Below are 14526 nucleotides of genomic sequence, written 5' to 3'. Positions count from 1 at the left end.
GCATTGGCCACATTCTGGCAACGGGCAAGGCATCGCCCTATCAAATTCTGGCTGTCACCTTCACCAACAAAGCCGCCCGCGAAATGAAAGACCGCATTGGGTCGATGATTGGCGACACTGTGGAAGGCATGCAATGGCTTGGCACGTTCCACTCTATCTGCGTGAAGATACTGCGCCGCCATGCCGAACTTGTCGGCCTCAAGTCTAATTTCTCAATCCTTGATACAGACGACCAAATTCGCCTGATCAAGCAATTGATCGAAGCTGAAAACATCGACAGCAAGCGCTGGCCTGCCCGCCAGTTCGCCAACCAAATGGATGGCTGGAAGAACAAAGGCTTGTCCCCTTCTATGCTGCCAGAGGGTGACGCCCGCGCATTTGGCAACGGCAAAGGGCGCAAGCTTTATGAGCAATATCAAGAGCGTCTCAAAACACTAAACGCCTGCGACTTTGGCGACCTCCTTATGGAATGCCTGCGACTCTTTAAAGAAAACCCCGATGTGCTGGCCGACTATCAACGCCGCTTCCAATATATCCTCGTGGACGAGTACCAAGATACCAACATCTCACAATATATGTGGCTTCGACTGCTTGCCCAAGGTGGCGCAAACATTTGTTGTGTGGGGGATGACGACCAATCGATCTATGGTTGGCGCGGTGCTGAGGTGGATAACATTCTGCGCTTTGAAAAGGACTTCTCCGGCGCGAAGGTGATTAAGCTGGAACGCAACTATCGCTCTACAAGCCACATCCTCGCTGCCGCCTCACACCTGATCAGCCACAACGAAGACCGTCTTGGCAAAACCCTGTTTACCGACCAAGCAGGCGACGACGAAGAGAAGGTCTATGTGGCCTCTGCATGGGACAGCGAAGAAGAAGCCCGCTCTATCGGTGAAGAGATCGAACAGCTCCAACGCCAAAACCATCCGCTCAATAACATCGCCATCCTCATTCGCGCCTCTTTCCAAATGCGTGAGTTTGAAGAACGCTTCATCAAGCTTGGCCTTGATTACCGCGTCATTGGTGGCCCTCGATTTTATGAGCGCATGGAAATTCGCGATGCGCTCGCCTATTTCCGCTGTGTGGTTCAGCCTGCCCACGACCTCGCCTTTGAGCGCATCGTCAACAAACCAAAGCGCGGCCTTGGTGATGCAACCATCCTGCTGATCCGCGACACGGCACGCGCCAGTGGTGTGCCGATGATGCGTGCGGTGATGGACCTCATTGAGACGGAAGAGCTAAAGCCCAAGCAGCGTAAAACTTTGCGCGGGTTGATGGAGACGTTTTCCCGCTGGAGCCAGCAACTAGAAACTCTGCCCCATACCGAGCTTGCCGAAATCATCTTGGATGAAAGCGGCTATACCGAAATGCTGCAAAACGACCGCTCTGCCGAAGCACCGGGCCGCCTTGAAAACTTGAAAGAGCTTATCCGCTCCATGGAAGATTTCGAGACCATGGACGGCTTCTTGGAACACATCTCACTGGTTATGGACCGCGACAACAAAGAAGCGCTTGATGCAGTCTCGATTATGACATTGCACTCTGCCAAGGGTTTGGAATTTGACACGGTGTTTTTGCCTGGTTGGGAAGAAGGCCTCTTCCCCCATCAACGCGCACTTGATGAAAGTGGGCGAGCGGGCTTGGAAGAAGAACGCCGCCTTGCTTATGTGGGTGTGACACGGGCGAAAAAGCGGGCGAAAATCTGGTTCACCTCCAACCGTCGCATTCACGGCCTTTGGCAATCCTCAATCCCGTCGCGCTTCTTGGATGAACTACCAGAAGCCCATGTGGAGATCGTCGAAAGCGGCCAATCTTATGGCGGCTATGGTGCGGGTTCTTCTGGCGGGCAATACGGCAATTCCCGCTTCGACTTGCGTGACCCTTTCCAAAACACCTACGCTACCCCCGGCTGGAAACGCGCCCAACGCAACAAGAAAGCGGACTTTGAAGAAACCGGCGGTTATCGCGGCCAAAAGAAAAAAGGCGGCCCCAAATTCATCGACGGCCAACTCGTCGCCAAAACGGTGACGGAGAAGAAGTCAGACTACAAAACGGGTGAACGCGTCTTCCACCTAAAATTCGGCTACGGCACGGTCGCAAGCATTGATGGCAACAAATTGACGATTGATTTTGAAAAAGCAGGGCAGAAAAGAGTGCTCGATAGCTTTGTAGAGCGGCATTAAGTTTTTTGCCCGTTTTCTGGTTGGTTGGATGGTAAAAAATAAAGAACCATCAAATTCCAACTGTCTACGCCCGCAAACGAAAAAAACTGCCAATAATTTAAAATTAATACTCAAACTTATTTCAAATACATCAAAAATTTTTACTTTACAATTTTTAGTATAAATTTACAAAAATTGCCGTGACTACTATATAAAAACTTAATATTTATTGCTTTATAGTACTTCCTTGAGAGTAGGCTTTATCTATTCATTAACCAAATTAATGCAATTCTGTAATTGAGAAATCACAAAATTGCGTACATTTTTTTATCAGCTAGGTCGTTGAATTGACTGCTTAAGAAGTCGGGAAAAAGCACTGTGGTGGTGTCCTCCCGAAACGAAAAGGGGCTATCGTGGCTAAATATCTTTCAAAAATTGGTCTTGGTACCAAAATTTACCTGAACGTCGGTGCAGGCTTATTGGCATTGTGCATAGTGGCACTGTTTTCCTACACTCAAGTCAAGGCAATCGGTGTTGAACTTACCGCTGTTGCGGAAGAAGACATCCCGTTCACAGCTAAACTCAGTAGAGCAACAACAAGTCAGCTTGAACAAACCATCCAACTTGAACGGATGTTGAAGTACACAGCCGAAGCGCAGCTGTTTAAGCTCGAGCCTTCTCACTTTGAAAAAGCTAAAAAGAAGTTTTTCACCCATGGTGAGATCGTGAAACAAGAGCTTATTGCTTCCGAGAAACTTGCAGAGTCTATTATCTCTCATGCCAATGATGAGAAAATTGAACAGAAGTTTACAAATCTTCTAACGCTTCTAAAGACAATTGAACACGAGCATGATGAATTCGAAACTCATGTTAAAGACCTAATAAAATCACTCGCTTCTGACAATCTTGAAGCCACAATAAAAATCGGCGAAAAAATTGATGCTGAGGCTGAACACCTTGATCATGAAATCCAAAAAGCTCTCGCAGAAGTAACCTCCTTCACATTGGAGGCGACCCAAAGAGCATCAGAGCATGAACATCAAACCGAGTTCTGGCTCATTGTTGTATCTTTGTCATCGATGTTAGCAATTACCATTTTTTCACTCTACATGGTTCAAACTTCAATACTAAAGCCATTGAAATACACCATGCAGACAATCGAGCGTCTAACTATTGGGCGCATCAATGAAGAGGTTGTTACTGAGTCTAAAGATGAAATTGGCACCATGCTTAGAGGTTTAGAAGGTTTCCGTCTTAAGCTCGTTGAGAATACAGAGCTTGAAAAAGCCGTGAACGAAGCAAACCAAGAAACCATGATCCGCGCTGGCAAAATTGAAGATTTAAACAATAACTTTGATGAACAAGTGGGTGACATATTGACCTCTGTCGCTGGCGCTGCCCAACAACTAAATGGCACAGCAGAAACGATGTCCAGCACGTCACAACAAACGCAAAGCCAGAGTGAACAAATTCAGTTCATGACGGATAGAGCATCAAGCAATGCACAATCTGTTAGCTCGGCTGTTGAAGAGCTCACCGCTTCAACCAGAGAAATCAGATCACAAATCGATCGTGCAACGACTGTCACGCAAGAAGCCGTGTCCGAAGTACAAGAAGTACAAACCGAGACGACAGTGATGGTAGATAACGCTCAGAAGATTTACGAAGTCGTAGAATTAATTTCCAACATCACTGAGCAAACCAATTTGCTTGCTCTTAACGCGACGATTGAAGCGGCCCGTGCAGGCGACGCCGGCAAAGGTTTCGCAGTTGTTGCTTCAGAAGTAAAACAGCTCGCAAATCAAACGGCTACAGCAACAGAGCAAATCACTGGTCAAATAATGTCCATGCAGGAAAACACACAGAAAACTGCAGGCGCTATTGAAGTCATCGTCGATCGGATCTCGAATACAAACGAAGCGATTGAAACCATATCAGTTGCGGTTGAACAGCAAGGCCTCGCTATTGACGAAATAAACATCAATGTTTTGCAAGTTTCTGAAAGCACGCAAGAAATCTCAACTACCATGGATGGGGTTACGTCAGCAGCAGATGAAACTGGTAAGTCAGCAACCGAAGTTCTAGGTGCCGTAAAACAGTTGAACGCAGAATCGCAAAGTTTGCGTGACGAAATCAACCAATTCCTATCTTCAGTTAAAGTCGCATAGCCGCGACGATAACCGACACCCACGAAACATAACCGCCGATTTCAAGAAAATCGGCGGTTACCCAGCCGCCAAAAGAAAAAGGCGGCCCCAAATTCACCGACGGCGAACTGATCGCCAAAACGGTGACGGCGATGAAGTCAGATTATACAACTGGCAAGCGCACCTTCCACATCAAATTCACCTATGGCACAATGGCACGCATTGACGGCAACACGCTGACCGATTGATTTTGAAAAGGTGGGGCAGAAAAGGGTGTTGGATAGCTTTGGGGAGCGGCTTTAAAGAAACTACGTTACCTTGGAAATCTTTGACAACAGCTTCAAAGCCGCATGACCAACTAGTTTATCAATTCCATAGTTTTCACTTTTTGCGGACCAAAAAGAATAACTCAATCGGACAGGTCCGAGTAAAAAGTCAAACCACCTAGATTTATACATTACAGTTATGGCGGGCACACTGACACACGAATGCGCTTTATAAAGATGCCCCGAAAGAACGACATTCGCTCTACCACCCATTGGAATAAAACCAAATGTCAAAAAATGACCAATACTGAATTTAGTGACGATGATATCTAAAATGAGATCATCTTCTCTCAGTAAGTCATCAGACGGCACTGGCGGGAAGGTAATAATTTTACGAAGTGCGCCTTCTATAAGCTCAGCCTTCCGTTCTCGCGACAAGAAAAGGGTTCTTTCGAGACCTTGCATAAGCAAGTTATCTTCGTTGACACCAATTTTTCCCAAAAAAATATTTGGTCGCTGTTTCTTGATAAAGCCAAACATAGAAAATTCCTGTCGGGTTCCTAAAACTACGTGGGAGTTTTGGTACAAATTACAACCTTCGCAGTAAAGCAATCCAGGAAAATAGCGCTCAAAGTGAAAGCAAATTCGGAATTCTGGATGCCAAGATCGCGCCTTGGCATGATGCACTGATAGTTCGAATACCTATTCCCACATCTGTCATTGTGAGGCTTGACCTTGCAATCCAGAGCAATGGAATGAGATACTTAAGGCTCCAACACAAACCCAAAGCCCACACCCATGACCACCCACAAATCCACCTGCCATTGCGGCGCTGTTGAACTGGCGCTCAACCTTCCAAATGGTCTTGTTGATATGCGGCGGTGTGATTGTTCTATGTGTTCGCGCAGAGGCACCATCGCGGCGACTGTGCCGCTTGAAGACCTTACGGTCGTGAAGGGTGCGGATAATCTAAGTCTTTATCAATTTCGCACCAACACGGCGAAGCATTATTTTTGCAAGACCTGCGGCATCTACACCCACCACCAGCGCCGATCACACCCCAACACCTACGGCATTAACATTGCCTGTATTGAGGGCGTTGATCCTTATGCGCAAAAAGATGTTCCGGTCACCGATGGCAAGAACCATGTGAGTGACCGGATTTAAACACCTTCAACTCAACGCTTGATCTGGATGCTTATCCAATCGTCTCAGCGCAAACAGATTTTGAAAGTTCAAGATCAGTAACGGTCTGCCCTGACATTTGCACATCAATAACCATCGAAAGATCGAGCTCAAAGAACTTAGATATTCTTTTTTCATCGCATTTTTGAGCGAACCCAAGAAGGAACTGTTTTTCCATAAGTGTTCCAAATTCTGGGCTAAACACCAAAGAATCCGGGATATCCTTTCCCTTCAAAAGTTCATCTAACGAAAGGGTTAAGTAGATCTCACGCTCTTCAGTACTAACACCTTCAAATGAAAGAACATTACTTTTGTGTTTCTTCTTCATCCCTGTGACGAAATAATCACCAAGACCATTCAAATAATTAGTTTTTTCCGTCTCAGTCGCCACATCATATTCAAAATCAAAGTTAGGGGCTTGTACTGAGCTAGAGGCCTGTCCTGAGCCGGGATAATATGCTTGCCCAGCAATCAATAAAGCAGTTCCGCCAAATGCACCTACAGCCGTCTTTAATAACCAATCCATCACCATCTCCTATAAGTAAATACAAGAAAATTATGAACTAAATTTTTTAATATACTTAGAAATTTATTGATTAAAATTCCATAAATTAAATGATGAAAACTCTAATGACTACGGACCTGATACTTTAATATTCAAAGCATCGATAACGTTGCCTGGTGCTTGTTGAGCCATCACTGCAAATCCAACAAGAGCAATAGGCTCCGAAGGTTTTGCGGTCACCGTGATCTTGCCTGGATTTGCGAGAAAATTATCAACGGCCGTTCCCACCATTTCAGCAAATTCTGGCCTTTGAAAAATGGCAAGCGGTCCTTTTGCAATGGCGCTGAATTGTTGGCGTACCGTTGCAGCGTCGCCGCCAGATTCTTTGGCTGTCTTTTCAACAAAACGGTTGGTGAATGATTGATCTTCGAAAGAAATCTCGACTTCCTTAAAGGTCGCACCAAGCGCCAAAGCAGCACCATCTTGCGGGTCTTCAATAAATTGTCGCGGCACATTGCCCATCTTCGCTGACAGGTTCAAAACACCCAAGTCATTGATGCGTATTTGGCTTGGCAAAATTTCAAGTTCTTTTGTCGCTTCCGTCCACGCCATATCGATGGTTCCGTTCAACACGGCTTTCTTATACCCCATCTTGAACAAAACTTCGGCGACGCCATTAGAGCGCGACAAGCCAGCAAGCGGCACATTCACATTGTCGAGCTTCAAGGATAATTTGGTCGGCACCAAGCCAATGTAATTGGAAGCACTCAGTGTTGCGCCTTCAATATTGAGATGATTGTCGTTACCGAAAACCGCGTCGAAATTTTTCACATCGATCTCACCAAGTGTCGGCGAAAGAGATGCAACAGCGGCATAATTCAGTTCAGGGGCGGTATCACCGCTGAGGCTTTCAAGATATGCCATAATGTCGACAAGGGCTGGAAACTGAATATCGCCAAGCGCAAATCGACCAAGATTGACAGACATCCCATTTTTGTCAGTGAAGGCTAGGTCTGCAATGCTGACTTCCTTCAGCCCTTGATCCACAGAAAATCGATCAATTAAAATAGTACCAAGTTCAAATGGCACTGCTGGTTTTGGAGGAGAGACGACCATGCCTTCCAGTCGCATTTCATCAATCTCCATCATGCGGTAAAGAGATGATAACGCGGGGAAAAACTCGCGGAATAATTCAACCCGGTTATTATCCGTTTGCTGCGCTTGAGCCACGCCCTGCATTGCTTTCATCGCTTCAAGTGGCGAAATATCCAGCTGGCGCAAACGAGAAACACCATTGGTGATTTTCGCAATTTTAACGGTGCTACCGTCGATCAACATTTCCATATTGGTTGCCGTGCCAACACCTACAGCCTCAAGCCACACACCATCGCCTTTGCCGTCTTTGTAATTGTCGTTATCTAAGACATGGGCAAGGGTTTTGAGATTGTAATCAGCGACAAGGATCTTCTCGATTGAAAAGGAAACGTCCTGCCCCTGCACCCCTTCGACTTTGTATTCAACGTTGTTAATCGCGTAGCTAGCAAGCTTGCCATCTTGCATCTGTTCCAAAGCCAAGGGGCCAGTAGAAACATTAGCTTTTACCTCGTCGACATGCACAAGGGTCTCCGTGCTATCCACGCCAAAAAGAGAGAAACTTGCACCAGCCACAAATTTATAAAACGCCCCATTTAGCACACCCAATGGATCTGCTTGTTTGATCAATGGGTCGGTTTCAACAGGCGCGTCCAAAAGAATTTCCATATGAGGAAACGAGAAGTCTTGGACTTGGAAATTTGTAAACGCGATAGATTGGTCACCGCTGACAATACGCAACTTTTTAGCAGTAAAACCCTCTCCGTCTAAACCAACACCAGCGCTGGCTTTAGCCTTGGTCACAGTGCCGGATGAGAAGACAAATTGCGGCGCATTATCTTTACCGCTTGAAAGCTTGATCTCATCAAACGTTGCGCTATCACCAGCTCCCTGCAAATTGGAGTGAGAGACCACAATGCCGCGCTTTTCAAGCTGCTCAAAGAGAGACAAAAGAGCGGATTCACTGGCCAGTACGGATTGATGGGAAAGAAAAGAAGAAACGAAAACGAATAAAACAAGTATTGACCGAAGATTTTGTGACATAACAACATCCTAAAATAACAAATATAAGCTGTAAAACTTCAGCCGTTCCGTTATCTATCAGAAGGATAATTCTGTGTCGATTGTGAAACTCATCAATTCAAATACTGAGGAACCGGAATGGAAGATATTGCAGGCAAAATCGCCCTTATTGGCGCCCTAGGCATCACGGCCCAATGGATCGCTTGGCGTTTTCATTTACCAGCAATCGTCCTTTTGGCAGCAGCGGGCATTTTAGCAGGCCCCGTATTTGGCTTACTTGATCCACGCGCAGATTTCGAAGGGATATTAAGGCCTGCCATCGGACTAGCCGTGGCGGTGATCTTATATGAAGGCGGCTTAACGCTCAATTTTTCCGAGATCAAAGACACCTCAAAAGCAGTCAGACGATTGGTCTTTGTCGGCGCGCCCATTGCGTGGTTTTTTGGTGCAATGGCAGCGCATTATGTTGGCGGCCTTGGTTGGCCAGCAGCTGCCATTTTATCCGGTATATTTGTGGTGACAGGCCCAACCGTCATCATGCCATTGTTGCGCAATGCCAAGCTTACAAAACGTCCCTCTGCCCTGCTTCGCTGGGAAGCAATCATTGCTGATCCGGTTGGTGCATTGTTCGCGGTTTTAGCGTTTGAGCTTTTCTTGGTCTTCGGCGCGGTTGATAGCCATCACGATCTCACATCGGTACTCATTCGCTTTGCCATCGCCATGCCTGTTGGCGCAATCGGCGGGTGGTATCTTGGCAAGACAATCGCGGGCCTCTTCATTCGGGGGCAAGTACCAGAGTTCTTAAAAGCACCAATCATCCTCATTGCCCTTTTGGCAAGCTATGTCGCGACCAACCACATCTTAGAAGAAGCAGGCCTGCTTACGGTTACGGCAATGGGTGTCGCCATGGGTAATTCACGCATTGCAAGCTTGGCTGAGATGCGCCGCTTTAAAGAGGTCATCACCATTTTATTGGTCTCCGCCCTATTCGTCATTCTAACGGCAACGCTTGAACCTGAAACGCTCCAAGCCCTCACCCTGCGTGACGCCGCTTATATCGCCCTGCTCTTATTTGTAGTGCGCCCGCTTTCTGTTTGGGTGTCGACCATTGGGGCAGACCTTACGTGGCAAGAACGCTTTCTCACAGGCTGGATTGCACCGCGCGGTATTGTTGCAGTCGCCGTCACTGGTTTGTTTGGTGCAGCGCTCAGCGAAATGGGAAATCCTGATGGCGACCGCATGGTAGCCCTTGCCTTTGCCGTGGTATTCATCACCGTCATCTTGCACGGCTTCTCACTTAGTCCGCTTGCCAAAGCGCTTGGTCTTTCCTCATCGGCAACCCCTGGCCTGTTATTGGTCGGGTCCAACCCTTTTGCCGTTGCAGTCGCACAAGAGATGAAAGACAACGGCATTCCCGTCACCATCGCCGACAGTAATTTCTCGCATTTAAAAGAAGCGCGCTATGCAGATATTCCCGTTTACTTCGGCGAAATCCTGTCTGAGGTGCGCGAACATCGGCTTGATGTACACAGCTTCAGCCACCTTATCGCCATCTCCGACAACGATGCTTATAACGCACTCGTCTGCACAGAAATGGCCCACGAATTTGGTCGCACCAATGTGTTGCAACTAGCCGCTGAAGCAGACCTAAAGAGCGACAATCAAACCATGTCTTTCACCGTTGGCGGGCGGCGTTTGTTCTTGAACCCGATTGACCTTTATGAAGCGATAGATCGCATTAAAACGGGCGAGACGATACAAACGACTTTATTGAGCGAAGAATTCAGCTTTGACGATTATTTGGCAACACGCTCAGAGAGAAATCGGGTGATTGGCATAATAAAGACAAATGGTGGCTTGGAATTTGCCACGCCAAATGGCAAACCAAAAGCACAAGCAGGTGACAAGGTTTTATCCCTTGGTCCACCGCAAAAAGCCAATCAGGATGTTTATGAATGAGTATTGTACTAAGTGGTCGATTTGACCGGGAAACCGCAGAAGCCCTCTCCGACCGCGCCTCACAATCAGACCTGCTAGGCTATCCAGCATCCGCCACGTTTGAAGACCCGGATGATCCGTCAACGTGGACAGTGGATATCTACCCGCAAGAAGAGCACAGCCTGACGGTTTTGGTTCAAGAACTGGGCGACGTTGCTAAACAGCTAGAACACAAAGCCCTGCCCGATAATGTTGATTGGGTACTCGAAGGCTTGAAAGATTTGAAACCAGTCCGCGTTGGCCGTTTTTTCGTTCACGGTGCTCATGATCTCGATCAAGTTAGACCGCACCAACACGCCATACAAATTGATGCGAACCAAGCCTTTGGCACGGGGCACCATGGCACGACGGCTGGCTGCCTTGATGCGATAGAGCGCGTTACTAAGCGGCATGATTTCATCAATATTCTCGATCTTGGTACAGGCTCTGGCGTTTTGGCCGCAGCCGTTGCTAAACAAACCAAACAGCCTGTCCTTGCAACCGACATTGATGCAACGTCCGTCAAAATCGCGCGCGAGAATATGGAACTAAACGGCGTTGCCCAATTGGTGCATTGTGAAACGGCCGCCGGATTTCACCATCCTGTTTTCACAGAAAAAGGTCCGTTTGGACTGGTCATCGCCAACATTCTCGCCAAGCCATTGCAAACACTAGCTAGACCAATGAGCGAGCACCTTGCCGCTAATGCGACAATCATCTTGTCTGGCTTGCTGATCCACCAAAAACCAGCAGTTCTTGCCGCCTACCGCGCACAGGGCGCTATATTGGTGGACAGCATCCACCGCGAAGGCTGGGCAACACTGGTTTTACACAGACCCTGACGACCTAAAAAAGGTCACAAAAAAACGGGGCCAAAGTCCCCGTCTCTTTTGCTCATCGTAATCAGTACTACATCAAGTCGTTGCCTGATGTGATACCAATATACTTAGATACCGCGGCGTGAAGAACCTTCGCGCAACAAAGTTGAGCGATCAAAGCCACGTGCTTTCAATGTTTGATCATCAAAATCAAGCAGGAAGCCATTCACATAACGCTTGGCTTGCAATTCACGAGATTTGATCAATCCTGCATAAAAAGATTTTCTAGCCATAACAATAATTCCGTTTCTATTGGCAAAGTCAGTGGGAGGGACGACCTTGCGAGTTACAAGTTAGAAGATAAGCGTTTTGTGAAAAAGCAGTAGAGCCAATCAAACAATGCTGCACTGCAAAAATTGCATGGATAAATTGTTATACCAGCCAAAAAAGTTTAACCTTTCTTAAGACACTCCTCTCGGCGGCCAAAACCCTCATGTTTCAAGACTTCTCTCCCCCTTCAGCTGATTCTGGCGATCCAAAACGTCTCACTCACCTGCGTGATGCAATGGCGAAAGCAGGTGTTACCGGCTTCCTCATTCCCCGTGCAGATGAACATCAAGGCGAATATGTGCCTGCTTGCGCTGAACGCCTTGCATGGCTCACGGGCTTCACAGGATCGGCAGGCATGGCTGCGGTCTTAAAGGATAAAGCCGCCATCTTCATTGATGGACGATACACCCTACAAGTACGTGACCAAGTGGCCGTTGACCTGTTGGAACCCGTGCACATTGCTGATCAATCCATGGGTGAGTGGCTGGCTGAAAACCTGACGAAAGATGACCGCCTCGCTTATGACCCTTGGCTTCACCCTGTTAGCGAGATTAAGCGACTTGAACACAAGCTTGAGAAAACAGGCGCTATTTTGGTGGCGCATGACAATTTGGTGGATGTCGTTTGGCAAGATCGCCCCGCGCCACCATGCAGCCAAGTTGTCCTCCAGCCGATGGCATTGTCAGGGCAAGAGGCCAGCGATAAAATCAGTGCGATGCAAAGTGAAGTTCGTGAAATGGGTGCAACTGCATTCCTCATTACACAACCCGATTCCCTTTGCTGGCTCTTAAACATTCGCGGCAACGACGTACCCCACACACCGCTCACCCTCGGCTTCGTAATTATTCATGCCGACAAAGCGCCCGAGCTTTTTATCAATCAAGAAAAGCTCAATGATGGGGTAAAAGCCAAAGTCGGGAAACTTGTCAGTCTCTGCGATAAAGATGACCTATTGGACAAACTATCAACCATAGACGGCACAATCGCGATTGATCCTGCGACCACTGGCATGGTGTTTAAAACCCATATTGAAGGCAACGGTGGAACAGTTTTAGAAAAGCCTGATCCTTGTGTTTTACCGAAAGCCATTAAAAACCAAGTCGAACTTGCCGGATCAAGAGCGGCTCACATTCGCGACGGCGCGGCAATTACTCGTTTTCTGTTTTGGCTATCAAACCAAGAAACCTCGTCCCTCAATGAAATTAAGGCAGCAAAGAAACTTGAGAGCTTGCGCAAGGAAGAAGGCAAGAAGGACGGCGTTCCTTTGCAGGACATTTCCTTTGATACAATTTCAGGTTTTGGAGCCAATGGGGCTATCGTTCATTACCGTGTGACGGAAGCAACCAACGCTTCCTTTAAAGACGATACACTTTATCTGGTGGATTCGGGTGGTCAGTATCAAGACGGCACCACTGATATTACTCGCACGGTTCCTATCGGCCATCCAACCGATGACATGAAGCGTCATTTCACGCTCGTATTGAAGGGCATGATTGCGATCTCAATAGCGCGTTTTCCAAAAGGGACCAGCGGTGCACAACTGGATAGCCTCGCCCGTCATGCGTTATGGCAAGCAGGTCATGATTTCGATCATGGAACAGGGCACGGCGTTGGATCGTTCTTGAGCGTCCATGAAGGCCCGCAGCGTATTTCCAAGGTCTCGACCATTCCACTTGAAGTCGGAATGATCCTTTCCAATGAACCAGGATATTACAAGACGGACGCCTATGGTATCCGCATTGAAAACCTAATCATTGTAACCGAACCACGACGAATTTGGTCAGGTGACAGGCTCATGATGGGATTTGAAACGCTGACCTTCGCACCGATTGATCGGCGTCTGGTCAATGTTTCGCTGCTTTCTAAAGACGAACTTTCATGGTTCAATACCTATCACCAATCAGTCTATGAAAAGCTCGCAGACCGTCTTGATGAAGACGAACGCGCTTGGTTGAAAGATATGACAGCACCGATGGCTTAGCCGATAAAGGCTCGCAACAGACCAAGCACAACAATGCTGATTGCTAACGTAATTGGCATTGAAAGACGCAAGCTCAAAAGCACCGCAATCACAAATGTAAGCCGCTCGGCAAGTCCGCCCTCGATGACGGGCGGCAGCACGATGGTGGTTATAACGGCTGCAGGCACCGCATCAAGCGCTGCCAAAACACGTGGGTGCAATGTGCCAAACTGGGAGACGATCAAATAACCAAGCGAGCGCGTTGCATAGGTGGCAATACCGAGCGCGAGAATGAGCCAGAATGTTTCATTCATGCCACTGCCTCCTTCTTGCCACCAAGTAGAGCGCCAACAGCAATGCCGACCAAAGCGCCGATGCTAATATGCCAAGGGGAGCCAAGCGTGATCAACGCGAAATAAGCCGCAGTCCCTGAACTGACAACCACCCAAAACCAATTTGCTCGCGCTCGAAACCCAATCAAAAGTACTAGAAAATAAATCGGCAAAATGAAGTCGATTCCATAGCGCTCAGGGCTTTCAATCAATCCGCCGAAGATATGCCCGAGTGCAGTTGTACCGACCCAAACAGGATAAATGCCCAAAGACGCGCCTAGAAAATAATAGGCCGTTAGCCCAACATCATTAGGGTCTTCTTGAGCTTCTTCAAACCGTTTTTCAGCCAGTGCAAAGGTCGGGTCTGAGAGAAAGAAAAAACTGAAAAATTTCTGTGACCGCGAAAAACGATCGAGCTTTTTACCCAATGCTGCACCATAAAGGATGTGGCGAAAATTAACGGCGACAACGATCATAAGAATAGTGGCATAGGGCAACGGGTGTTCCCAAAACTGCAAGGCCGTGAATTGGCTAGCGCCAGCAAAAACGGAGGCAGATAAAAACACAGCTTCCCAAAACGATAAACCGCGTTCAGCCGCAACCGCTCCAAACAAGCCGCCGAAAGCGACGACCGCAATCATGACTGGCAGGCCATCCGCGAAGCCACGTTTCATTTCTTGGAATTTCCAGCTCAAGCCAGCCCCTTTGCCAAACGCTCTTTGTGGCCTC

General features: G+C 47.7%; 12 protein-coding genes. 6 read left to right on the top strand and 6 right to left on the bottom strand.

Annotation, left to right across the window (positions count from 1 at the left end; all coding sequences use genetic code 11):
* Together ABJO30_09075 and ABJO30_09070 are read left to right on the top strand one after the other, a co-directional pair.
* The coding region (locus ABJO30_09075; protein ID MEP3232966.1) for a UvrD-helicase domain-containing protein at positions 1 to 2183 on the top strand (2183 nt) is incomplete at its 5' end.
* Between the two features lie 392 nt (positions 2184 to 2575).
* Positions 2576 to 4330 carry a HAMP domain-containing methyl-accepting chemotaxis protein gene (locus tag ABJO30_09070; protein ID MEP3232965.1) on the top strand — a complete coding sequence of 585 codons (1755 nt, stop codon included), beginning with the start codon at positions 2576 to 2578 and terminating at the stop codon, positions 4328 to 4330.
* 287 nt (positions 4331 to 4617) lie between these two features.
* On the opposite strand, the gene ABJO30_09065 is transcribed toward ABJO30_09070, so the two are convergent.
* On the bottom strand, positions 4618 to 5115 hold the full coding sequence (locus tag ABJO30_09065) for a hypothetical protein (GenBank protein MEP3232964.1): 498 nt from the start codon (positions 5113 to 5115) through the stop codon (positions 4618 to 4620).
* A gap of 258 nt (positions 5116 to 5373) precedes the next feature.
* On the opposite strand from ABJO30_09065, the gene ABJO30_09060 reads away from it, so the two are divergent.
* Complete coding sequence (locus tag ABJO30_09060; GenBank protein MEP3232963.1) at positions 5374 to 5742, top strand: GFA family protein; 369 nt, start codon at positions 5374 to 5376, stop codon at positions 5740 to 5742.
* A 31-nt stretch (positions 5743 to 5773) separates the two neighbouring features.
* On the opposite strand, the gene ABJO30_09055 is transcribed toward ABJO30_09060, so the two are convergent.
* Entirely contained in the window at positions 5774 to 6286 is a 513-nt protein-coding gene (locus ABJO30_09055; GenBank protein ID MEP3232962.1) for a hypothetical protein, read from the bottom strand.
* Positions 6287 to 6394: 108 nt separating this feature from the next.
* Entirely contained in the window at positions 6395 to 8401 is a 2007-nt protein-coding gene (locus ABJO30_09050) for a hypothetical protein (GenBank protein ID MEP3232961.1), read from the bottom strand.
* 117 nt (positions 8402 to 8518) lie between these two features.
* On the opposite strand from ABJO30_09050, the gene ABJO30_09045 reads away from it, so the two are divergent.
* Both ABJO30_09045 and ABJO30_09040 read left to right on the top strand, forming a co-directional pair.
* Positions 8519 to 10339, top strand: a complete 1821-nt coding sequence (locus ABJO30_09045) for a sodium:proton antiporter (GenBank protein ID MEP3232960.1) — start codon at positions 8519 to 8521, stop codon at positions 10337 to 10339.
* Positions 10336 to 11199, top strand: a complete 864-nt coding sequence (locus ABJO30_09040; protein ID MEP3232959.1) for a 50S ribosomal protein L11 methyltransferase — start codon at positions 10336 to 10338, stop codon at positions 11197 to 11199. The genes ABJO30_09045 and ABJO30_09040 overlap by 4 nt, the downstream gene beginning before the upstream one ends.
* Before the next feature lie 104 nt (positions 11200 to 11303).
* Here the strand turns inward: ABJO30_09040 and ABJO30_09035 are convergent, their stop codons facing one another.
* Positions 11304 to 11468 carry a hypothetical protein gene (locus ABJO30_09035; GenBank protein ID MEP3232958.1) on the bottom strand — a complete coding sequence of 55 codons (165 nt, stop codon included), beginning with the start codon at positions 11466 to 11468 and terminating at the stop codon, positions 11304 to 11306.
* A 200-nt stretch (positions 11469 to 11668) separates the two neighbouring features.
* On the opposite strand from ABJO30_09035, the gene ABJO30_09030 reads away from it, so the two are divergent.
* On the top strand, positions 11669 to 13486 hold the full coding sequence (locus ABJO30_09030) for an aminopeptidase P family protein (protein ID MEP3232957.1): 1818 nt from the start codon (positions 11669 to 11671) through the stop codon (positions 13484 to 13486).
* On the opposite strand, the gene ABJO30_09025 is transcribed toward ABJO30_09030, so the two are convergent.
* Both ABJO30_09025 and ABJO30_09020 read right to left on the bottom strand, forming a co-directional pair.
* On the bottom strand, positions 13483 to 13779 hold the full coding sequence (locus ABJO30_09025; GenBank protein MEP3232956.1) for an AzlD domain-containing protein: 297 nt from the start codon (positions 13777 to 13779) through the stop codon (positions 13483 to 13485). The two genes, ABJO30_09030 and ABJO30_09025, sit on opposite strands and share 4 nt — an antisense overlap.
* The gene (locus ABJO30_09020) at positions 13776 to 14471 is read right to left on the bottom strand and encodes an AzlC family ABC transporter permease (protein ID MEP3232955.1); all 696 of its coding nucleotides are present in this window, start codon (positions 14469 to 14471) and stop codon (positions 13776 to 13778) included. Before ABJO30_09020 ends, ABJO30_09025 begins: the two co-directional genes overlap by 4 nt.
* Between the last annotated feature and the right edge of the window lie 55 nt (positions 14472 to 14526).

The sequence above is a fragment of the Hyphomicrobiales bacterium genome, from assembly GCA_039973685.1.
Lineage (GTDB): Bacteria > Pseudomonadota > Alphaproteobacteria > Rhizobiales > JACESI01 > JACESI01.
Note: the sequence above shows the minus strand (reverse complement) of the source record. Positions and strands in the feature narration are given on the sequence as shown.